The organism is Vreelandella olivaria (assembly GCF_023507745.1).
In the GTDB taxonomy this organism is placed as follows: domain Bacteria; phylum Pseudomonadota; class Gammaproteobacteria; order Pseudomonadales; family Halomonadaceae; genus Vreelandella; species Vreelandella olivaria_A.
Genome location: NZ_JALPZO010000113.1, coordinates 27,040 through 47,830 on the forward strand (window position 1 = coordinate 27,040; position 20,791 = coordinate 47,830).

General features: G+C 54.7%; 20 protein-coding genes. 6 read left to right on the top strand and 14 right to left on the bottom strand.

The features are described 5' to 3' along the window. Window positions 1–6: 6 nt before the first annotated feature. The 5 genes from HP566_RS10810 to HP566_RS10830 all read right to left on the bottom strand — a co-directional run bounded on the left by HP566_RS10810 (window position 7) and on the right by HP566_RS10830 (window position 4,352). Window positions 7–1,422: a TRAP transporter large permease gene (locus tag HP566_RS10810; RefSeq protein WP_249977270.1), complete on the bottom strand. Its 1,416-nt coding sequence runs from the start codon at window positions 1,420–1,422 to the stop codon at window positions 7–9. Further along, window positions 1,422–1,970 carry a TRAP transporter small permease subunit gene (locus HP566_RS10815; RefSeq protein ID WP_249977271.1) on the bottom strand — a complete coding sequence of 183 codons (549 nt, stop codon included), beginning with the start codon at window positions 1,968–1,970 and terminating at the stop codon, window positions 1,422–1,424. Before HP566_RS10815 ends, HP566_RS10810 begins: the two co-directional genes overlap by 1 nt. Before the next feature lie 148 nt (window positions 1,971–2,118). Next, window positions 2,119–2,976 carry an endonuclease/exonuclease/phosphatase family protein gene (locus HP566_RS10820; RefSeq protein WP_249977272.1) on the bottom strand — a complete coding sequence of 286 codons (858 nt, stop codon included), beginning with the start codon at window positions 2,974–2,976 and terminating at the stop codon, window positions 2,119–2,121. A gap of 4 nt (window positions 2,977–2,980) precedes the next feature. Further along, window positions 2,981–3,613, bottom strand: a complete 633-nt coding sequence (locus HP566_RS10825; RefSeq protein WP_249977273.1) for a thiol:disulfide interchange protein DsbA/DsbL — start codon at window positions 3,611–3,613, stop codon at window positions 2,981–2,983. Window positions 3,614–3,722: 109 nt separating this feature from the next. Next, entirely contained in the window at window positions 3,723–4,352 is a 630-nt protein-coding gene (locus HP566_RS10830) for a c-type cytochrome (protein WP_249977274.1), read from the bottom strand. 312 nt (window positions 4,353–4,664) lie between these two features. Between HP566_RS10830 and yihA the strand changes: the two genes are divergently transcribed. After that, a complete protein-coding gene (gene yihA, locus HP566_RS10835) occupies window positions 4,665–5,300 on the top strand; it encodes a ribosome biogenesis GTP-binding protein YihA/YsxC (RefSeq protein ID WP_249977275.1) in 636 nt (211 codons plus the stop codon). Between the two features lie 12 nt (window positions 5,301–5,312). Here yihA and HP566_RS10840 read toward each other — a convergent pair whose 3' ends face one another. The 8 genes from HP566_RS10840 to HP566_RS10875 all read right to left on the bottom strand — a co-directional run bounded on the left by HP566_RS10840 (window position 5,313) and on the right by HP566_RS10875 (window position 13,465). Beyond that, window positions 5,313–6,050, bottom strand: a complete 738-nt coding sequence (locus HP566_RS10840; RefSeq protein WP_249977276.1) for an HAD family hydrolase — start codon at window positions 6,048–6,050, stop codon at window positions 5,313–5,315. 2 nt (window positions 6,051–6,052) lie between these two features. Continuing rightward, window positions 6,053–6,961, bottom strand: coding sequence for a tyrosine recombinase XerC (locus tag HP566_RS10845; protein ID WP_249977277.1), 909 nt, complete (start codon window positions 6,959–6,961; stop codon window positions 6,053–6,055). Further along, window positions 6,954–7,664, bottom strand: a complete 711-nt coding sequence (locus HP566_RS10850) for a DUF484 family protein (RefSeq protein WP_249977278.1) — start codon at window positions 7,662–7,664, stop codon at window positions 6,954–6,956. Before HP566_RS10850 ends, HP566_RS10845 begins: the two co-directional genes overlap by 8 nt. Before the next feature lie 16 nt (window positions 7,665–7,680). After that, window positions 7,681–8,514 (bottom strand): diaminopimelate epimerase, encoded by an 834-nt coding sequence (dapF, locus tag HP566_RS10855; RefSeq protein WP_249977279.1) that lies wholly within the window; start codon window positions 8,512–8,514, stop codon window positions 7,681–7,683. Continuing rightward, complete coding sequence (gene lysA, locus HP566_RS10860; RefSeq protein WP_249977280.1) at window positions 8,514–9,785, bottom strand: diaminopimelate decarboxylase; 1,272 nt, start codon at window positions 9,783–9,785, stop codon at window positions 8,514–8,516. Before lysA ends, dapF begins: the two co-directional genes overlap by 1 nt. Continuing rightward, entirely contained in the window at window positions 9,785–9,898 is a 114-nt protein-coding gene (lptM, locus tag HP566_RS10865; RefSeq protein WP_249977281.1) for an LPS translocon maturation chaperone LptM, read from the bottom strand. The genes lysA and lptM overlap by 1 nt, the downstream gene beginning before the upstream one ends. After that, window positions 9,895–11,298, bottom strand: coding sequence for an argininosuccinate lyase (gene argH / locus HP566_RS10870; protein WP_249977282.1), 1,404 nt, complete (start codon window positions 11,296–11,298; stop codon window positions 9,895–9,897). The genes lptM and argH overlap by 4 nt, the downstream gene beginning before the upstream one ends. A 97-nt stretch (window positions 11,299–11,395) precedes the next feature. Further along, window positions 11,396–13,465, bottom strand: a complete 2,070-nt coding sequence (locus HP566_RS10875; protein WP_249977283.1) for a putative bifunctional diguanylate cyclase/phosphodiesterase — start codon at window positions 13,463–13,465, stop codon at window positions 11,396–11,398. A gap of 137 nt (window positions 13,466–13,602) precedes the next feature. Here HP566_RS10875 and hemC point away from each other — a divergent pair, with 137 nt between their 5' ends. The 4 genes from hemC to HP566_RS10895 are packed head-to-tail and all read left to right on the top strand — an operon-like array spanning window position 13,603 to window position 18,053. Next, window positions 13,603–14,547 carry a hydroxymethylbilane synthase gene (gene hemC / locus HP566_RS10880; protein ID WP_249977284.1) on the top strand — a complete coding sequence of 315 codons (945 nt, stop codon included), beginning with the start codon at window positions 13,603–13,605 and terminating at the stop codon, window positions 14,545–14,547. Beyond that, window positions 14,544–15,323, top strand: coding sequence for a uroporphyrinogen-III synthase (locus HP566_RS10885; protein ID WP_249977285.1), 780 nt, complete (start codon window positions 14,544–14,546; stop codon window positions 15,321–15,323). Before hemC ends, HP566_RS10885 begins: the two co-directional genes overlap by 4 nt. A 16-nt stretch (window positions 15,324–15,339) precedes the next feature. Next, window positions 15,340–16,791 (top strand): uroporphyrinogen-III C-methyltransferase, encoded by a 1,452-nt coding sequence (locus HP566_RS10890; protein ID WP_249977286.1) that lies wholly within the window; start codon window positions 15,340–15,342, stop codon window positions 16,789–16,791. Further along, window positions 16,788–18,053, top strand: a complete 1,266-nt coding sequence (locus HP566_RS10895; RefSeq protein ID WP_249977287.1) for a heme biosynthesis HemY N-terminal domain-containing protein — start codon at window positions 16,788–16,790, stop codon at window positions 18,051–18,053. Before HP566_RS10890 ends, HP566_RS10895 begins: the two co-directional genes overlap by 4 nt. Before the next feature lie 243 nt (window positions 18,054–18,296). Here the strand turns inward: HP566_RS10895 and mscL are convergent, their stop codons facing one another. Next, window positions 18,297–18,812, bottom strand: coding sequence for a large conductance mechanosensitive channel protein MscL (gene mscL, locus HP566_RS10900; protein WP_249977288.1), 516 nt, complete (start codon window positions 18,810–18,812; stop codon window positions 18,297–18,299). Window positions 18,813–19,129: 317 nt separating this feature from the next. On the opposite strand from mscL, the gene HP566_RS10905 reads away from it, so the two are divergent. Then, window positions 19,130–20,785 carry an AMP-binding protein gene (locus HP566_RS10905; RefSeq protein WP_249977289.1) on the top strand — a complete coding sequence of 552 codons (1,656 nt, stop codon included), beginning with the start codon at window positions 19,130–19,132 and terminating at the stop codon, window positions 20,783–20,785. Window positions 20,786–20,791 lie beyond the last annotated feature (6 nt).

Here is a 20,791-nt window from a genome sequence, read left to right on the forward strand (position 1 = left end):
AACCCTCTACATGATCGATGGCAGCCAGGTTGCCAGCCCCGGGAAAAATGCCAGCGCCAACAACATGCTTAACTGCAGTAGAATAAACGGAATAACTCCACGATAGATTGCCGAGGTTGGCACACTATGAGGCGTGACACCGCGCAAATAGAACAGTGCAAAGCCAAACGGTGGGGTTAAAAAGGATGTCTGCAAGTTCACTGCGATCATAATGCCAAGCCAAATAGGATCAACCCCCATCGCCAGTAGTACCGGCCCCACAATGGGCACAACGACAAAGGTGATTTCGATAAAGTCGAGAATAAAGCCCAGCAGGAAAATCACCAACATCACTATCAACGTGGCACCCACCACTCCGCCTGGTAATGCTTCAAACAACTCTATAACCAACTCCTCGCCACCAAAGGCGCGGAATACCAGCGAAAACAGCGTGGCACCGATCAGGATCAGAAACACCATGCTGGTAACTTGCGCGGTAGAGTGCAGCACCTCTTTTAACATGGAGAAGCTCAGTCGGCGGTTGGCTGCCGCCAGGAGCAATGCACCAAACGCACCAACGGCGGAGGCTTCCGTAGGCGTGGCAAAGCCGCCTAAAATAGAACCCAAGACCGCAACGATCAGTAGTACCGGGGGGACTAAGCCTTTTATCAACAACGGCCAAATACTACCGGTATGCCCCAGTTCAGCCTTCAATGCAGAGCGATCCGCTGCGGGCGCTGCTGAGGGTTTTAGCCAGGCAACTATCAGCAAATAAACAATGTAGGCAACGACCAGCAACAACCCTGGCACCAGTGCACCAATAAACAGATCACCAATGGAGAGTGTTTTTGGGCTCCAAACCCCCATCGACAGTTGCGCCTGCTGATAGGCGTTCGATAACACATCGCCCAATAGTACCAGTGCGATGGAAGGAGGAATAATCTGTCCAAGCGTACCAGTGGCACAGATAGTACCAGTGGCAAGCGCAGGGGAGTAACCTCGCTTTAGCATGGTCGGTAACGATAACAGCCCCATCGTCACAACAGTGGCGCCCACAATGCCGGTAGAGGCTGCTAACAGCATACCCACAATCACAACCGCGATACCTAACCCACCACGTAAAGCACCAAACGCCATTGCCATGGCATCCAGCAAAGTCTCCGCTATCCGGGACTTCTCCAGCAGCACCCCCATCAACACAAACAGAGGCACCGCCAGCAGTGTTTGATTGGTCATGATGCCGTAAAGCCGGTTAGGCATAGCGTTCATCATGCGGGATTCAAAGGGTACCGCAACCCCCATGGCTTGAAGCATCAGGCCAAGGCCTGCGAACACCAGGGCGGTGCCCGCCAGCGCCATGGCAACCGGATAACCCAGCATCAGTACTGCACATACAGTAGCAAACAGCACCAGCGGCATAAAATCTAATAAGGACGCCAGCACTAGACAATCTCCTCATGGGCGTGGGTTGTGTTCGTTAACTTGCCGCGAATAATCAGTGTTTGACGCATTAATTGCGCAATTCCCTGTAGCAGTAACAGGCCTACCATCACCAGAATCAGCGTTTTAAGCAGGAATACACCGGGGATGCCTCCGTCGGGCGAGCGCTCCATAATGACCCAACTGCTACGCACATAGCTGAAGCTACTGAACGCGATAAATAGCGATACGGGAATGAGTAAAAACAGAGTGCCAAGCAGGTCCACCCACGCGCGGCCACGGTCAGAAAAACGCCGATAAAAAATATCCACCCGCACATGGCCATCGCGTTTAAGCGTCCATGCGGCGCCCAGCATAAAAACCGCAGCGTGCATATACATCACCGACTCTTGCATCACAATACTGTTGATACCCACAACGTAACGCAACACGACGATGGCAAACTGAATCACCATCATAATAATCACTAACCAGGCAATGGCCCGGCCCACCCCCTCGGTAAAGCAGTCAAGCCAGCGCAATAAGCGTGGCTCTTGGGCATTTGCGTGCATTGGAAAATGTCCTGCATTAATAAAACGGCCCAGAATCATCGCTGATTCTGGGCCAGACGTCATCCCCAATAGCACGCTATTCGGGGTTAAAACGCGTTTTATACGTCTATTGGGTTAATGATGTCAGTATAAACACCACTTATGAGGCTCAATTTGCTGAACGCTCGGCGTCAGCTTCGGCCAAAGCATCAAGGCACGATTTAGGAAGCGGCAAATCCACCGCTATCGGCAGGTGATCAGAAAACAGATGATCCAAAACCCTCACTTCAGCAGCCTCAAGGGTTTGAGAAAGCAGAATATGATCCAATGCGCGGCGCGGCTGCCAGGAGGGGTAGCTAAACAGCGGTTTCACGGGATGCAAGGGCAATGAGGTGCTAAACCGCTCATGAGCAAAAAGCTGCTCTGGAGTGCAGTTAAGATCCCCCATCACCACTACATGGCGCAGAGGTTGAATGATATCGCTCAAATAATTGAGCTGACGCACCCGGCCACGGTGACTAAGCGCCAAGTGCGCAATGAAGATATGCAGGGCATCAGGTCCGTTGCCAAACCGCACATGGATAGCCCCGCGCCCCGGCAGCGTACCGGGCAAGCGGTGCTCCTCAATTCGGCTGGGCACCAAACGGGAAAGCAGACCATTACTGTGCTGGGCAATGCGCCCTAAATTACGGTTTAGCTGCTGGAAATAGTGAGGGAACCCGGCGTGGGAAGCGAGGTATTCCACCTGATTAATACGGCTGGAGCGGAAGCTGCCACCGTCCACTTCCTGAAGCCCGACCACATCAAACTGGCCCAGCACTTCTCCCATCATCTCCAAACGCTGCAAGCGGCGCGGATGAGGTAAGAAGTGCTGCCAGCTGCGGGTCAGGTAATGGTGGTAGGCAGAGGTTTGAATACCTACCTGCAAGTTAAACGTTAGCAGGTGTAAAACCCCCCTATCCAGCAACGATGGAGCGTTGCTGGACAGACCCTCCTCCAAACCACCTAGATGGCCTTGCTCTAGCACCGTGTTATTCTGCTCGCTCGTTACGTACACGTTCTACCAAGGCATCCGCAATCCTTGGCATATTCTCCAGGCTGCCAGCCGTGCTGGGCGTGACAACATAGCGGCCATCAATAATCAGCGCAGGAACGCCCATCAGACGCATTTCACGCATGCGGCCGTTTGCTTTGTTTACCTCACTACGCACGTTAAAAGCCGTCAACGCTTGCTTTGCATCTTCTGTAGTAACACCGTATTCAGCGAAAAACTCAGCTATCTCGTCAGCGTCAGTCAGCGAACGACCATCCTGGTGAATGGCATCAAAAAAATCAGTATGCAGTGCGTCTTCAATACCCAGCGACTCAGCAGCGTAAAATGCCGTTGCATGGGTATTCCAGTCGCCACCCATGGTCGCTGGCATATGCACAATGCTGACATCATCTTCAAGCGTCTCATACCACTCATTTACTGGCGTTTGCAGGCGATAACAGTGTGGGCACCCATACCAAAACGCTTCGGTCACTTCAATCTGCCCCTCCTCTACCTGAGTGGCCACGGGCGACTCAAGTAGCGTGTAGTGCTGACCTTCAACCAGCTCTTGAGCGCTGACAGCTGCAGAAAGTCCCACACCAGCTAATGCGACCATTAACGTTTTCAACATAGCGATAATTCTCCGGGAATATAAGTAGATGCTATGACCTTCGGCTGAAACGCAGGTTCCCCAACCCGCCAACTTAATTCAATAGATTGAGGAACCTAAAGTATCGCACTTAGTGCAGACCTAACAGATAGTTAGCCACCGCCTCCATGTCGTTGTCGCTCATTTTTGCAGCGATGTCACGCATGATATTGCCCGGGTCGTTGGCCCGGTTACCAGCAGCGAAATCCTGCAAGGTTGCGATAGTGTATTCTGCATGCTGGCCGGAAAGCGCCGGATATACGGCACTACCGATGCCTGCACCTGTTGGTGTATGGCAGGCGCTGCAGGCTGGAATGCCTTTCGCCATATCACCGGCACGGTACAGCTCCTCACCACGTGCCAGTAATGTGGCGTCTTCATCACTGGTTTGCCCTAAACTGGCGTCCTGTCCAGCAAAGAAGGCCGCAACGTCCCAGGCATCCTGATCAGAGTAATTATCAACCTGACCCGCCATTTCAGGTACCATCCGGTCGCCATCACGAATATCGATAATTTGCTTGGCGAGGTAGGACATCTGCTGTCCTGCCAGGTTGGGAAAAGCGCCCGCAGGGCTGATACCTGTTTGACCGTGGCAGGCCGCACAGATTTGGGCGAGTTCACGACCAGCTGCTGCATCTGCATCAGCTTGATGGTCGGTTTGCGCATAGGCGGTGCCAACGGCACCCATGGTAATTGCCAGGCTTGCCAGTAACTTTCTCATTGCTATTCCACTATGCCGTTTGATTATTGACTGGTACGCACCCTGGGCGCTTCCCAGGTTCAGCACTTTACCAGGGACAGCTCCGCCAAAACGAACAACATGTCGTGTTGGTCGCTGCTGGCTAGAGCGCAATGGTACACTAGCGCCCCAGGTCGCAGTTATAAACCGCTTGCATTATAACGAATCACCCTAGCGGCGGGAATGCAAGTCCAGGACTGCTTTAGGGGTAATTCGTCGCGGTACCGCTTTCTATTACTCTCCAGAGAAGATTAAGCGGGCCGTCTTAATCGTTCGTTTGCCAGGATTGATCCCATGTCTACCCCCTATGATAGCCCAGTCACTCGACTGAACTACCCCACTGCCCGCTTTTTAATCAGCGCGCCAACGCTTGCACTGTGCCCCGATGACACGGGCGCGGAAGTTGCCTTTGCTGGACGCTCCAACGCAGGAAAATCCAGTGCTATCAACGCGCTAACCCAGCAAAATGCGTTAGCAAGAACCTCACGCACTCCAGGTCGTACACAACTGATCAATTTTTTCAGCGTAATGAATGATGAGTCACGCCGGTTGGTGGATTTACCCGGTTATGGCTACGCCAAAGTGCCCGAGGCAGTAAAAATAGAGTGGCAACAGCACCTCTCCGACTATCTACGCGGACGTTTTAGTCTGCGCGGTTTAGTACTTTTAATGGATGTACGCCACCCACTTACTGAGTTCGATCAAATGATGCTCAATTATGCCGATCAGCGGGAAATGCCGGTACATATTTTGCTCACCAAGGCGGATAAGCTGAAAAAGGGCCCGGCGAGTGCCGCACTGCAAAAAGTTCGTTCGCGCTTAAAAGAGTGGGAAGACCTGGTATCGGTGCAGCTGTTTTCCTCTCTGAAGCGCGATGGCGTTGACACGCTATCCCAAAAGCTCGACCAGTGGTTGCATACCCCGGAATAGCTTGTTGAGCACTCAGGTACGCTTTTCAATCCACTCCAGCAGGCTTGGCAGCTCTTTGACATGGGCAATCCGGTGCACGCGTGTGGGTAAGGCCTGATCCCCCTGGTCAGCTACCCAAACGGCATGCATACCCAGCTGCTGAGCGGGTAGCACGTCTTCCTGCCAGGAGTCCCCCACATGCATGGCACGATCAGGGGCCACATTAAGGCGCTCGAGAGCGGCGAGAAACGGCTTGGGATCAGGTTTGGGAGCCAGCAGTTCACCGGCGGCAATCGCAACGGGGAAGTAGGCCGCCAACGGCTGGCGCTTCAAATGTATATTGCCATTCGTAATAGCGGCGAGTTGGTAACGACCAGCCAGATTTGCCAGCAAACCAGCAGCCTCCGGGTGCGGCTTGACCTGGACCCGCAAACGATGAAACTCGTTCATCGCGGCGGCGGCCCACAACAGTGCAGTACTACGTGACAAGCCTTCTGTTTCCAGCTGTTCCTCCAATGCCCTCAGCCGAAGCCAGGTAAAATCTCCGCGTCGCTCGGGAACCTGCTGTGCCCAGCGTCGGCGTCGCTGCAAATAATCCACCACGCCCTGCTCATAGTTCAACGCTAAAGGAGGCTCCTCACGTATTTCACGCCACGTGGCAAGCTCCTCCAACAACCAGCGGTAGTGGCCCTCTTCGGTTTTCAGCATAACGCCTTGGTTGTCCCATAGCGTATCATCAAGATCAAAGGTAATCGCTTGCAGTGAGGACATGGTTAGCTCCGAACAGGGCGGCGTTTGGCACGCGGGTGGGCAGCGTCATAGCTTTCCGCCAAATGCTGCCAGTCCAACCGGGTATAGACCTGGGTAGTGGATAAGTTGGCATGCCCAAGCAGTTCCTGTACCGCCCGGAGGTCCTGACTGGACTCCAGGAGGTGGCTGGCAAAGGAGTGGCGAAGCCGGTGTGGGTGCAGGTGCTCTGGTAAACCTCGCTCAATCGAGAGCTGAGCCAAACGCTTTTGGATAGCGCGATGCCCAAGGCGTTTACCACGCTGACCAATAAAAAGTGCCGATTCCCCCTCGTCGGGGGCCAAGCCGCCTCGGCAGGCCAGCCACTCAGCCAGTGCCTGATGAGCACGCCGGCCAACCGGCACCTGGCGAGGCTTGCTGCCTTTACCCATGACCCTGACGTGATTGGCAGTTAGATGGCCGAGATCCAATGCCGCCAGTTCGGCCAGGCGAAGGCCACTGGAGTAAAACAGTTCCAGCATAGCCTGATCGCGAATAGCCAGCGGCGAGCCGTCATGGGGGGTATCCAAAAAGCGCGCCAGGGCATCCACATCCACAGGCTTGGGCAGGTGGCTTGGCTGCTTGGGTGTGCGCAGCAGGCCCACTGGGTTATCAGCCAGTATGTCCTCTTTCACCAGATAGTCGGCAAAGCGGGATAGCGCAGCGCGCCTACGCGCCAAACTCCTGGGCGCCAGGCCACGACTGCGCTCGGCCCCTAAAAAGGCCCGCAACAATGCAGTGTCCAGGTCGGTTGGGTCTGCTATGCCACGCTGCTCGGTGAAGCGGCACAGCGCTGCCAAATCCTGGCGGTAAGCTGCCACCGTGGCAGCACTTGCATGCGCTGACAGTATGGATAGATAGCGCTCCACCTGATCAGCGAGCGTCCTGTTAGGCATGGTGTTCCAAACGGATCAACAGGCGCGCCACGATATCCCCCAAATACTCAGTAAACAGCGTATCCATACTGGCGCGGTAGCAATCAGGGTCCGGGCTGGCCAGTACCAGATACCCCAGCTGCTCACCTGCGGAAAGGCGCGAAATAGCACAAGAGCCCGCTTTACGAGGAGCCTTGGTATGCGGTAGGAGGCATTTCCAGTCACTTACACTGAGCTTGACACAACGGCTGGTGCGACCATCCAACAGTGCAGCCAAACGAACACCAGCATGCTGATCCAGCACATGGCGCGGTGGCTGGGGAGGCATCGGCTCCGTGTCACTCAGGGTGGCAGGGCACCACAGCGATATCGCGGGCGTATCAAAGCGCTCGTTTAATTGCGTCGCCAACGCCTGGGCCAGCGCATCACGATCTTCCGCTTCTACCAGTGCCAGCAGCGTTTCACGCAGACGACGGTACTGGGCCTCATTATGTCGCGCGGTCTCCAGCAGGTGTTCAAGACGACCTTCCGCTGTTTCAGCCCGTTGGCGTAAATCCATGACCAGACGTTCCAGCAGCGATACCGCTCCATCAATATTGGGATGCGGTACTTTCAGTTGCTGCAATAAGCCTTCTCGGCCAACAAAAAAATCGGGATGACGGGCCAGCCAAAACGCCACCTGGTCGGGGTCGAGCGTCTTGCGCGGCTCGGGGGCTTGAGACATCGCCGTTCTCCTCGAATTAGTTGAGTGCTACACGACCATCAAAGACCCGCGTAGCAGGCCCCACCATCACTAACGATGCTTCTGGATCTGGCCACTCAATGCTGAGTTGGCCACCCGGCAAGGTCACCCTGACCGGGCTTTTCAGCAGACCCTGGCGGATACCACTGGCAACCGCTGCACAGGCACCGGTACCACAGGCTAGCGTCTCCCCACTGCCTCGTTCGAAGACCCGCAAGCGAATTTCGCTGGACGAAACCACCTGCATAAACCCCACGTTAACACGCTTGGGAAAGCGAGGGTGTGCTTCAAGCAACGGACCCAGGTGTTCAACGGGGGCGGTGTCAACGCTCTCAACCTGCAGTACCGCATGGGGGTTGCCCATGGAAACAGCGCCGATATGCAGCGTTTCCCCATCTACTTCGATCGCATGCAGCGGCTGATCACCCGGCGCATCAAAAGGCAACGCAGTGGGATTAAAGCGCGGTCGCCCCATATCCACACGCACCATGCCATCGTGCTGAACGTTAAGTACCAGTGGACCGCCAGCGGTTTCCACGTGAATTTCATGCTTATGGGTTAAGCGCTGGTCACGGACAAAACGGGCAAAACAGCGCGCACCATTACCACAGTTCTCCACTTCACTACCGTCGGCGTTATAAATACGGTAACAAAAGTCCATATCCGGGTTCCGGGGCGGCTCAACGACCAGCAATTGGTCAAAACCAATACCAAAGCGTCGATCCGCCAGTTGGCGGATCTGTTCATCCTGAAGCCGTGCACGCTGGGTCACCAGGTCCACCACCATAAAGTCATTACCCAGGCCGTGCATCTTAGTGAAGTGGAGCAGCATCAGCCCTCTCCTTTCGGCAATAGCGCTTCACCATTCCATAAGCTTTCCAGCGTTTCACGGGTACGCACCACATGGTAGCTGCTGCCATCCACCATAATTTCTGGGGGACGCGGACGGCTATTGTAGTTGGAGGCCATGACAAAACCATAAGCGCCTGCGGAGCGCACGGCCAATAGGTCGCCTTCCGCAATCGCCAGCTCACGCTCTTTACCCAGAAAATCACCGGTTTCACATACCGGCCCCACCACATCATAGGTCGCTTTTTCACGCTCCTGGCGGGTATCTACCGGCACAATGGCCTGCCACGCCTGATATAACGCCGGGCGAATCAGGTCGTTCATGGCCGCATCGACAATAGCGAAATTCTTGGTTTCGCCAGGCTTAAGAAACTCCACCCGGGTCAGCATGATGCCGGCGTTGGCCGCAATGGAGCGCCCCGGCTCAAATAGCAGGGTCAGCTTCTCCCCTCCTTCCCAGCGAGAGAGGCGTGCCAGCAGTTGGCTGGCATAATCAAAGGGCTGGGGCGGTTTTTCATCCCGGTAAGGCACACCCAAACCGCCCCCCAGATCCAGGTGATCAATCTCAACCCCACGCTCACGCAACCGTTCCATCAATACCAGCAAGCGCTCAAGGGCATCTAAAAACGGCGCCGTTTCGGTTAATTGAGAGCCAATGTGGCAATCAAGCCCGGCGACGCGCAGGTTGGGCAGACTTTCAGCCAGCGCATAGACATCGAGTGCGTCCTCCACCGGAATACCGAACTTATTGTCTTTCAGGCCGGTGGAGATATAAGGGTGCGTACCTGCATCCACATCGGGGTTAACGCGCAGCGAGACAGGCGCTACTTTGCCAAGCTCACCCGCTACTACATTAAGCCGCTCCAGCTCCGGACGGGACTCAACATTGAAGCACTTAATGCCAACTTCCAGCGCTCTTGCCATCTCCTGGGGCTGCTTGGCCACACCGGAAAAGACGATTTTGGCCGGATCGCCACCTGCTTTCAGTACACGCTCAAGCTCACCCACAGAGACGATATCAAACCCGGCGCCCAGCTTGGCGAGCACCCCGAGCACGGCGAGGTTGGAGTTCGCCTTCACTGCATAGCAAATCAGGTGCGGGTGACCTCCCAAGGCTTCCGTATAAGCACGAAAATGGCGCTCTAGGGTCGCTTTTGAGTAGACGTAGCACGGAGTGCCCACCGCTGTCGCTACCTGGGTCAGCGGTACATCTTCAGCAAAGAGCGCACCGTCACGGTAGTTAAAGTAATCCATTAGCCCTCCTGCTCGGTAGCGGTGTCAGCATCATCTGGCAAATAGAGCGGCCCTTTCTGTCCGCAACCCGCCACCAACAAGGCAATCAGAGTGATGATGGCCAGTACTTTCATGCTTGCCCCTTCAGCGATGCCAGCGCCTCACGGGCGCGGCTTGCCGCTGCCCGAACCTGATCAGGGGCGGTGCCGCCAATGTGGTTACGCGCTGCCACGGAGCCTTCCAGGGTGAGAACGTCGAACACATCCTGTTCAATGGTACTGGAGAACTGCTGCAGCTCTTCCAGTGTCATTTCGGAAAGGTCTTTCTTGGTCTTCAGGCCATACGCTACCGACAGGCCGACAATTTCGTGAGCATCACGGAAGGCAACGCCTTTGCGTACCAGATAATCAGCGAGATCGGTGGCTGTTGAAAAGCCACGCCGTGCCGCTTCGTACATGCTGTCTTTCTTCGGCTCAATGGCGGGCACCATATCGGCAAACGCTTTCAAACAGTCGCGCACCGTATCCACTGCATCAAACAGCGGCTCTTTATCTTCCTGATTATCTTTGTTGTACGCCAGGGGTTGCGACTTCATTAGCGTTAGCAGCCCCATCAGGTGGCCATATACGCGGCCTGTTTTACCGCGTACCAATTCGGGTACATCGGGGTTTTTCTTCTGGGGCATGATGGATGAGCCGGTGCAGAAGCGATCAGGCAGGTCGATAAAATCAAACTGAGCGCTGGTCCATAGCACCAGCTCTTCGCTCATGCGCGACAGGTGCATCATCAGGATACTGGCAAAGCTGGTGAATTCAATGGCAAAGTCACGGTCAGAAACCGCATCCAGGGAGTTTTCCGCCGGGCGTTCGAATCCAAGCAACGCCGCACTGACGTGGCGGTCGATAGGGTACGTGGTACCCGCCAGCGCTGCTGCGCCCAACGGCATCACATTCACGCGTTTGCGGCAGTCGAGCAGCCGCTCGTGGTCGCGGGTCAGCATCTCCTGCCAGGCCAGCAGATGGTGACCGAATGTGACAGGCTGTGCCGTTTGCAGGTGCGTGAAGCCGGGCATAATGGTATCGGCCTGACGATCGGCAAGCTCAATCATCCCTTCGCGCAGGCGCACCAGCTCCGCTTCAATCACGTCGATTTCGTCACGCATAAACAGGCGGATATCGGTGGCCACCTGATCATTGCGTGAGCGGCCAGTGTGCAGCTTCTTACCGGTGATGCCAATCTTGTCGGTCAGCCGTGCCTCAATATTCATATGCACGTCTTCCAGGGGTACCGACCAGTTGAACTCGCCCCGCTCAATCTCATCCTGAATCTCGGTCAAGCCCGTAATAATGGCGTCACGCTCTTCTTCGCTTAGTACACCGACCCGCGCCAGCATGGTGGCATGGGCGATAGAGCCCTGAATATCCTGGCGTGCCAGGCGCTGATCAAAATTCACAGAGGCGGTAAAGCGTGCAACAAAGGCATCGGTGGGCTCGCTAAAGCGACCGCCCCAAGACTGGTTCGTAGCTTGGCTCATCGGAGGCATATCCTGCTGACAAAACTAATGGAGTCGTTGAGGGAAAGTGTACCAGAGTCCCTGCACTCAGCGGCATGCCGTTTTTCGCCGGTTGCTTTTAAGCAGAGGGAGAGCCAGGATCAGTGATATTTTCCTGGGCTGCTTGAAAAAAAGCATCAAGCGCGGAAAATGGCATGGGATGAGCGAAGTAGTAACCCTGAAAGTTAACGCAATGCAGTGCCTTGAGGAAAGTAAACTGTTCTGCGGTTTCCACGCCCTCAATCAAGACTTCCAAGCCAAGCTTACCAGCCATGGTGACAACACCATCAACAATGGCCGCATCATGGGTATCACTGACCACATCACGCACAAAGGAGCGGTCAACCTTGAGTTTGTTGATGGGCAAACGCTTGAGGTAACTCAGGCTGGAAAATCCGGTGCCGAAGTCATCCAACGCAATGTGTACACCGAGATTACGTAAATCCAGCAATACCTGAATGGTGTGCTCCGCGCTATCCATCAGCACTCCTTCCGTCAGCTCCAGCTCCAATAGCTCAGGCACCAACCCACTCTCTTCCAACACCTGCTGAATGGATGCCAAAAATCCCGGCCGCTGAAACTGCATCGGTGAAATATTGACCGCCATGGTAATCGGGTCTTTAGCCGTTGCGTTAAGCGCCACCGCATCCCGACAGGCGGTGGCCAGCACCCACTCACTGATGGGTATAATTTGCCCCGTATCTTCCGCCAGACTAATAAACTGTGCGGGTGGAATATTTCCACGCGTTGGGTGGTTCCAGCGGATCAGTGCTTCAACACCAGCAACACGCCCGGTCGGCCCGTTTATTTGCGGCTGGTAGTGCAGCTCAAACTGCTGTTGCTCTATGGCCTGCTGTAGTGCATGACGCAGACTGACCCGCTCGGTCACCTTGCGGTTTAGTTCATCGGTGTACCATTGATAGGTGTTGCGTCCGCGCCGCTTGGCCTTGTACATCGCAAGGTCAGCCCGCTGAATCAGCAGGCGTGGCTCTTTGATGGTGCCATCATCGGTGGCAATGCCAATGCTGGCGGTAATGCGCAGCTCACTCCCTCGGTACCAATAAGGCGCCGACACCCGGGTTAGCAGCCGCTCCACCACCTGGAGCACATCCTGCTCACGAGCCAGGTCCGGCAATAGCACAATAAATTCATCGCCACCAAAACGTGCAACGGTATCCCATGGGCGTAGTTCCTCTTCCAGTCGCTTAGCCACTTCAATCAGGAGGAAATCGCCAACCTCATGACCCAGGCTATCGTTAATCGGCTTAAAGTCATCCAAATCAACAAACAGTAGCGCTAAATACCGGTGGTAACGCTTGGCCAGCAAACAACCTTGCGCCAGGCGCTGGTTGAGCAGCAACCGATTCGGTAGACCTGTTAGCGAATCGTGGTTGGCGTTGTGCCGGAGCTGTGCCTGAGACTCGCGTTGCTCCGTAATGTCGTTTTGCACGCCGATAAAATGCGTTACCACCCCCATTGCATCGCGTACTGGAGAAATGTAGAGATCATTCCAAAATGGAGCCCCATCGCGACGGTAATTGCGAATAACGACATGAACTTCACGCTGAGCATTGATCCCCTTACGCAACTGCGTCAGCGTGACAGGGTCAGTTCCCTCGCCCTGCAGGAATCGGCAATTGCGCCCCATGGCGTAGTAGCGCACATAGCCGGTGATACGCTCAAAGGCTGCATTGGCATATACCACCGGCAGGTCGTCTTGAAGCGCATCAACAATGACAACACCGTTGGTGCTGGACTCAACACTGCGCTCCAGCAGCTTGAGCTGCTGCTCTGAGGATTTGCGGCGGGTAATATCACGGGCAATGACATAAATAACCTCGCCATCCGATGACGCCGCCACATCCAGCCACAACCGTTGCCCTGCCATCGTTAACGCGCGAACATCAAAGGCCTCGATGGCTTCCCCCTTCTGCAACCGTGCCAATGCCGTTTCAATCACCGGAAAATCACGTGGGTCAATGACGGTACCACACGGTCTGCCCAGCAGTTCATCCGCGCTGTAGCCAAGCAACTCTTCGAATGTGGGGTTAACATTCAGTAGCGTGCCCGCAAAGTCGATACAGCAGAATAAGTCCCGCGATAGCAGGAAAAATTGGTCGAGCTTGCCTTGCGGTTCTACAGAGGGCATCGCATTACCTAAACATGTATGACGCGTTTCAACGTTGGCCTTAAATTCGGCCGGTTATTTTTACTGTGTGGCCGGGTGCTTTATGATGAGACTTATCATAGTTCGACGCGCCGTGTCAGCGGCAAAGGGAGAATAACGTGTCATCCATCAGTAAATTACGCATCGCCACGCGTAAAAGCCAGTTGGCCATGTGGCAGGCCGAGTATGTCCGCAACCTTTTGATGGCAGCACACAGCGGCCTTGAAGTCGAGCTGGTTCCTCTTTCCACCAAAGGAGACAAAATTCTTGATACACCGCTATCTAAAATTGGTGGTAAAGGACTCTTCGTCAAGGAACTGGAAGACGCCATGCTGGATGGTCGCGCTGATATCGCTGTGCATTCGATGAAAGACGTGCCGATGCACTTTCCTGAAGGCCTCGGTCTTTCAGTCATTTTGGCAGGTGCCGACCCTACCGATGCGTTTGTCTCTAATCACTACAAAAGTATCGATGAGCTACCCGACGGCGCGCGTATTGGTACTGCCAGCCTGCGCCGTGGCTTACAAATGCGCGAAGCACGCCCAGACCTTCAGATTCTTAATCTACGCGGTAATGTCCAAACGCGCCTGGCCAAATTAGATGCAGACGAGTTTGATGCCATTATTCTTGCCACCTCCGGCCTAAAACGCCTGGGCCTTGAGGAGCGCATTGCCCAGGCGCTGCCGCCTGAAATTTGTTTACCCGCCTGCGGCCAGGGGGCTCTGGGAATTGAATGCCGTCTGCATGACCCCGACCTGATTAATTTATTGGCACCGCTGGATGATCACGACACAGCGACACGTGTACGCGCCGAACGGGCAATGAACACGCGTTTGGAAGGCGGCTGCCAGGTACCTATTGCAGGGCATGCCGTGCTTGATAAAGCCAATGAGACAATTTGGCTACGTGGCCTGGTCGGCAACCCGGAAGGCACGGAAGTTTTGCGCGCTGAAGGGAGCGGCTCTATTCACGAACCTGAAGCACTGGGCATTCGCATTGCTGAAGACCTGCTTGACCAGGGCGCCGGGGATATTCTGGCCGAGGTTTACGGCAACAGCGTATGACCCAGCCGGTATTGATCTGCCGCCCCGGCGAGCGTGGGGATGCCCTGGCGTCTGCCTTACGCGAGCATGGCGCTGAGGTGGCCCGACTTGACGTAATGCAACTTGAAGCACTGCCTGAAGATCCGGCCCAGCGCGCTATCTGGCTGGATATTGATCAGTACCATAAGATAGTGGTAGTCAGCCCTTTCGCCGCTTACTGTTTGAGCGAAGCGCTGGATCGTTATTGGCCGCAGCTTCCTGTAGGTATTGATTACTATAGTGTTGGTCGTTCCACCGCTAACACTCTATCGGTTCAATTGGGCGTGCGAGTACATACCCCTTTGCCAGAGAGCGGAGAGGATACCAGCGAAGCACTGTTATCACTTGCCTCGCTGAAAACACTGACAAACCAACGGATCTTACTGGTAGCTGGCGTTGGTGGGCGCACACTACTCGCCGATACGCTGGAAGCGCGTGGTGCCCGCGTCACGCGCGTTGCCGTATATCGGCGGGTGTATCGGCCACCATCAGCGGGCATGCAGCAACGGCTTTCTTCAGGCGATTATCGGGCGTTAATCGTGACCAGCGGCGAACTGCTTGAATATCTGGCAAAATGGTGTGGTCAAGTAGCGTTGAACCAACCGCTAATCGTTTCCAGTCACCGTTTAGCTACACTGGCCGGTAAACTGGGTTTTTGTGACCTCAAGGTGGCGTCGGGAGCAACGCCGGCTGCGCTGGTAGCCGCGTTGGATCGGTCCTGCAACCCAAAGGGTGCCGATGTCGATCAAGGAACTTAATAAGGGCTAGCGACAGATGAGCAAACAACCAAACGATCAGGAAGACGTACAAAAGACGTCTGCCGATGCATCCCAAGACGGCGCCACATCACGCGATACCGCAGCGCCCGCCCATGTGAGCGAGGCACCGGCAGGGTCAACTACCACAGCGTCTTCCTCTTATGCTGCCAAAAACAGTCGCTCACGCCGTCGACATAAAGGTGGCAATGTCCCCGTTAAGCAAGAGTCCGCTACCAGCACTCCTCCTGTCGCTGCAAGCAATACATCACAAACCAGCGCTAACACATCACAAAGTAACCCTGCTTCCAATGGCACAGCACAAAGCAGCAGTACCAACAAAAGCGACTCGGCTGCCAGGCCAACAGCTGGTGCCTCCGGTAATAACAAGGGCACCCCACCGCCTTCAACGCCTACCCGTGGTGGCGGCAGTAACAGCAAGAGCGGTGTCCTTGCCATTGTGCTGATTATTATTCTGGCAGTGGCTCTCACTGTGGTCGCCTGGCAAGGATGGCAGCGCCTTGATAGCCAGCAGCAGCGTATTGATGAACTTGCCCGGCAGGCAGAAGTCAGCGCCACTCAACAGGCAGTAAACGATCTTGAGTCGCGTATCGACAGCAGTGAAACTGAGCACAGCCAGACGCTCGAAAACACATTAAGCGAACTACGTGGCGAGCTTGAAAACTACCGTAGTGAAGTCGATGGCACACTGGATCAGGTGCTTGCACAACTTTCCCAGGAGCAGGATACCGATGAGCGAGACTGGCTACACGCTGAAGCCGCCTATCTGCTGCGGCTGGCAAACCAGCGCTTGCAGCTTGAAGGTGATGTAGAAGGCGCTGCTGCCCTGCTGCGTACCGCCGATGCCCGTCTGGTGGATGCCGATAACCCGGCCCTGACATCTGTGCGTCGTGAAATTGCCAGTGAACTGGCAGCACTGGACGCCGTACCGCGTGTTGATCGTACCGGCATCTATCTTGCACTGAACGCTCAGCAAGAGCGCATCTCTGGCCTGCGGCTTTCTCAGGATATTGAAGAGCGTGCGGTCACCTCAGGTATCGAGCAGCCACCCACCGGCAACTTCCAGCGTCAGCTGGCGCGTTTCGGCGAAGAGTTAAAAGACCTGATCGTGATTCGCCACCATGACGAGGCACTCGAAGCACTGATAACGCCAGAGCAAGAGTCCTATCTGCGTCAAAGTCTACGCCTGGTGCTGGAGCAGTCGCAGCTAGCCCTGCTCAAAGAAGAGCAGGAGCTTTATGAAGCCAGTATCGACAAATCCCTGGAACTGCTCAACGGCTACTACGATACCGAGCGTGAAGAGACACAGAGTGTCATCGCTCGCCTGCAAGAGCTGAAACAGACTCAGGTCCAGCCTGAGCTGCCGGATATCAGCGCATCACAGCAGGCCCTGGCGGAGTTTATTGAAAATCGCTTTGAGTCCCGCCGCCAGGACGGAGGTGATGCATGAGAAAACTCATCCTCCTTATCGTTGCAGGCTTGGCAGTAGGTGCCCTGTTTGGGCATCTGATGATGTCGGTGCCCGGCTACTGGCTAATCCGCGTAGGTGACACCTCGGTACAAACGTCATTCTGGTTTGGGTTGGTACTGTTACTGGGCGCATTTATTGTGCTGCACTTTGCGCTGCGCTTATTAACCGGCATTATTCGCCCGGTAGGCCGCTTTCGCACCTGGAACAGCCGTGCCCGCAACCGCCGTGCCATGAAGCGCACAGTGCGTGGGCTGGTTGCATTGACCGAAGGCCGCTGGAAAAAAGCCGAAAAAACGCTGGTTCGCGCCGCCGATGACTCCAGTACCCCCTTGGTGAACTACCTTTCGGCGGCGCTGGCGGCTCACTACCAGGGCAATCACGTTAAGTCGCAAGAGCACCTGAATCAGGCACAACTGACAACAGAGGGGGCTGACACCGCTATTGGCCTGATGCAGGCCCAACTGATGATTGATCGTCAGCAACCTGAAGAGGCCCTCGCTATTCTTAACCGCCTGGATAAGCAGCTAACCAATCACCCACAGGTGCTGAAACTACTGAAACAGGTTCACCTCAGTGTTAATGACTGGGAGGGGCTGCGCCGCCTGATTCCGCGTCTGGCCGCCCAAAAGCTGATCACTCAGCAAGAGCGCGAACAGCTGGAGTTCAAGGCTTACCGCGAACTGATCGTATTCGAGGCTAAAAATCCCACCAATATTGAGCGGGTACGTGGGCTGTGGGCAGATATGCCTGACTACCTGCGTGGCAATACAGAGCTGATCGTGCTTTATACAGAGGCGCTTATTCAGGCCAACGAAGAGCCAATTGCTGAACGCTTACTCAACCACTCACTGGATCACCACTGGGACGCCCGTTTAGTGAAGCGTTATGGTCTGCTAAACGTTGATGCTGGCCGCCAGCTTGTCAAAGCTGAAAAGTGGCTGCAAGAGCGCCCCAACGATCCTGAACTGTTGCTCGCCTGTGGTCGACTTTCACTACGCACCGGGCAGTGGGAAAAAGCGCTTGAGTACTTCGAAGCCAGCCAGCGCCAACGCCCCAACGGTGAAGTCTGCGCGGAGCTTGCTCGCCTCTACGCAAGCCTGGGTGAGCACAACAAGAGCCAGCTCTACTACCGCCACAGCGTTGAAATGCTGGCTAAATCGCTACCCTCGCTGCCCCAGCCCAGCGATGCTGGCGATAGCGGTACCAAGCCAACCAGTAAAAAGATCAAGCAAAGAGCGTAACAACGCTTTTGAAACGGAGCCAACAGGGTGCCTGAAGAGGCACCCTGCAGATTGATAACAAACCCTTTCCTCGCTTCTTAACATAGTCTCGAGTAACTCGTAGCGGGGTCTTTCGCCAGGGATGGCGAAAGTAGCGCCCATGGATGGGTTCACAGCGCCCCCGCATAGGGTTATTCGAGACCGCTTATCTACTTTGTCAGCAGTCTCAAGGGGGTGCCCTGAAGAGGCACCCTTTATATTGGTTTATGGGTTGGCGGGTGGCATGGTAGCAGGCGTTTCAAGCGTAGCTTCCGCTTCTAATGAAGGTAATGTCGCCGTACAGTGGCCACACCGGGTGGCTTTGATCGGCACCACCATCAAGCAGTAAGGGCAGGGCTTCTCTTCGGGACTCGCAGGGGCAGCCGCTTCTTCGCGCTTTAAGCGATTGATCGTGCGTACCAGCAGAAAGACCACAAACGCTACAATGGTGAAGCTCACTACCGCATTAACAAACAACCCGACATTTAGCGTTACCGCTCCCGCTGCCTGGGCGTCGCCAAGCGTTGCATAAGGACCTGCAACCACCCCTTCACGTAGCACAATAAATATGTTCGAGAAATCAATACCGCCTACCAATAAACCAATCAGCGGGTTCATTACATCCGCCACCAGGCTCTGAACTATCAGCGTAAATGCACCGCCGATAATGATACCTACCGCCATATCAATGACATTGCCTTTTACTGCGAACTCACGAAATTCCTGCAAGATTTTTGGCATAGCCCACCCCTAGAGCTGATTATAAACGCCTTCCTCAAACGCATTGCGCTGCATTTCAATGCGGCTAAACAGTACGTTATGAGCATGTACCATAGTTTAAATTGCGACAAGCTTTCTACCTAACCCTCCTGCAATTTTCTTTCTCCCCTTCTCTCACTCCCTAACCGCGTACAGATACATCCAAATCATAAAAATAAGACAACCACTTGACACAAATAAATGATCAATCTACTTTTCCATCTGACAATATAAAGAAAATAATGGCTTAATTAACTCCTAAAAAAACAAAATACATAGTTATTTCTGGAGCTTATGAAATGACAATAAGTACAAACCTGACCAACGCCCGCCGTAGCGCCATGAAACAATCAGGCGCCTGGAACGACATGATCATTACAGATTATCTCGATAAAGCGGTAAAGCAAGTGCCTGATAAGCCAGCGATTGTCAGCTACCTTATGGCCTCTGGTGAGCGCTCCGCGCTCAGCTATCGTGAACTCAATGGGCGGGTCAACCAGATAGCGGTGGGGCTTGTCTCGCTTGGCATTCAGATGGGTGATGTGGTGTCGTGCCAATTGCCCAATTGGTGGCAAATGACCGCACTGCACTTAGCCTGCGTTCGGATCGGCGCGATACTTAACCCACTGATGCCTATTTTCCGCGAGCATGAGTTATGTTTTATGCTCGCTCAGGCTGAAAGTAAGCTGCTGGTAGTGCCCGGTGTGTTTCGCGGTTTTGATCATGCCGCCATGGCAACCAGGCTGCAGGTCGAGTTGCCTTCATTAACGCATGTACTGGTGATTGGGGGGGAAGGTGAGCATAGCTTTGAGACCCACCTGCTCTCCCACAATAGTGAGCGGACGCACGATACAAACGCCCTGTTCGCCAAGAGACGTCCCTCGGGTGACGATGTGGTGCAACTGCTTTACACATCGGGCACTACGGGTAAACCGAAAGGGGTAATGCATACCTCAAACACGCTGTTTAGCCACATTCGGCCACTAGCCGAACGCCTGGTACTGGGTGCTGCGGATACCACCTTAATGCCCTCGCCTCTCGCGCATCAGCTAGGCTTTCTCTACGGCTTAATGATGCCGATCTATTTACAGACCACGGCCGTTCTTCAGGATACCTGGCTGCCCGCTGAAGCAGTTAATATCATACGGCAGGAACAACCCAGCCTGATGCTGGGCTCCACCCCTTTCTTGGCTGATATCGCCGAGCAAGCCATCGACCATGGCTCCAGCCTGCAGTCGCTGAAACTCTTCCTGTGTGCGGGCGCCCCTATCCCTAGCCCGCTGATAGAAAAAGCAGCACGTCATTTACCCACCAAAATCATCTCCGCCTGGGGCATGACCGAGAATGGAGCGGTCACCACTACCCGCTTGGATGATGCTCCTTCGTGCTCGATCGAAACCGATGGCGTACCCCTGCCCTTTATGGAACTTAAAGTAACGGATATTGAGGGCAATACCTTGCCACCTAATCAAGAAGGCAGCCTATGGGTACGCGGTGCCAGTCTGTTTGTTGGGTACTTTAAACAACCTGAACTTTACGGGGTGGATGACGACGGCTGGTTCCCCACCGGTGACCTGGCACGCCTGAATGAAGCGGGTTATGTGCGCATCACGGGGCGCTCCAAAGACGTGGTCATCCGTGGCGGCGAGAATATTCCCATTGTGGATATCGAAAACACCCTTTATCAGCACCCTGCTATTCAGGCGTTGGCGCTGGTTGGCCGCCCGGATGAGCGTTTAGGTGAGCGGTTGGTCGCTTACGTGGTGCTTAAAGAGGGCTACTCCTCCCTGAGTCTTGAAGAAATCACCCGGTTTCTTACCGAGCAGCATGTTACACGCCAATACCATCCAGAGTTTCTTGAAGTGCTGGATGAGTTACCACGCACGCCTTCTGGAAAAATTCAGAAATTTAAGCTTCGCGCCCAGGCGACCAACCATTTTAATTCGCACGCTTGATGGGTC

Excerpts from the sequence above, each read along its gene's own strand:
- mscL (WP_249977288.1), bottom strand. The coding sequence starts at position 18,812 with ATGCCAAAAATCTTGCAGGAATTTCGTGAGTTCGCAGTAAAAGGCAAT.
- HP566_RS10895 (WP_249977287.1), top strand. The coding sequence starts at position 16,788 with ATGAGAAAACTCATCCTCCTTATCGTTGCAGGCTTGGCAGTAGGTGCC.
- HP566_RS10905 (WP_249977289.1), top strand. The coding sequence starts at position 19,130 with ATGACAATAAGTACAAACCTGACCAACGCCCGCCGTAGCGCCATGAAA.
- HP566_RS10850 (WP_249977278.1), bottom strand. The coding sequence starts at position 7,664 with ATGTCTCAAGCCCCCGAGCCGCGCAAGACGCTCGACCCCGACCAGGTG.
- lptM (WP_249977281.1), bottom strand. The coding sequence starts at position 9,898 with ATGAAAGTACTGGCCATCATCACTCTGATTGCCTTGTTGGTGGCGGGT.
- HP566_RS10815 (WP_249977271.1), bottom strand. The coding sequence starts at position 1,970 with ATGCACGCAAATGCCCAAGAGCCACGCTTATTGCGCTGGCTTGACTGC.
- yihA (WP_249977275.1), top strand. The coding sequence starts at position 4,665 with ATGTCTACCCCCTATGATAGCCCAGTCACTCGACTGAACTACCCCACT.
- HP566_RS10830 (WP_249977274.1), bottom strand. The coding sequence starts at position 4,352 with ATGAGAAAGTTACTGGCAAGCCTGGCAATTACCATGGGTGCCGTTGGC.
- HP566_RS10845 (WP_249977277.1), bottom strand. The coding sequence starts at position 6,961 with ATGCCTAACAGGACGCTCGCTGATCAGGTGGAGCGCTATCTATCCATA.
- HP566_RS10885 (WP_249977285.1), top strand. The coding sequence starts at position 14,544 with ATGACCCAGCCGGTATTGATCTGCCGCCCCGGCGAGCGTGGGGATGCC.
- argH (WP_249977282.1), bottom strand. The coding sequence starts at position 11,298 with ATGAGCCAAGCTACGAACCAGTCTTGGGGCGGTCGCTTTAGCGAGCCC.
- HP566_RS10890 (WP_249977286.1), top strand. The coding sequence starts at position 15,340 with ATGAGCAAACAACCAAACGATCAGGAAGACGTACAAAAGACGTCTGCC.
- HP566_RS10875 (WP_249977283.1), bottom strand. The coding sequence starts at position 13,465 with ATGCCCTCTGTAGAACCGCAAGGCAAGCTCGACCAATTTTTCCTGCTA.
- dapF (WP_249977279.1), bottom strand. The coding sequence starts at position 8,514 with ATGCTGCTCCACTTCACTAAGATGCACGGCCTGGGTAATGACTTTATG.
- HP566_RS10825 (WP_249977273.1), bottom strand. The coding sequence starts at position 3,613 with ATGTTGAAAACGTTAATGGTCGCATTAGCTGGTGTGGGACTTTCTGCA.
- HP566_RS10840 (WP_249977276.1), bottom strand. The coding sequence starts at position 6,050 with ATGTCCTCACTGCAAGCGATTACCTTTGATCTTGATGATACGCTATGG.
- lysA (WP_249977280.1), bottom strand. The coding sequence starts at position 9,785 with ATGGATTACTTTAACTACCGTGACGGTGCGCTCTTTGCTGAAGATGTA.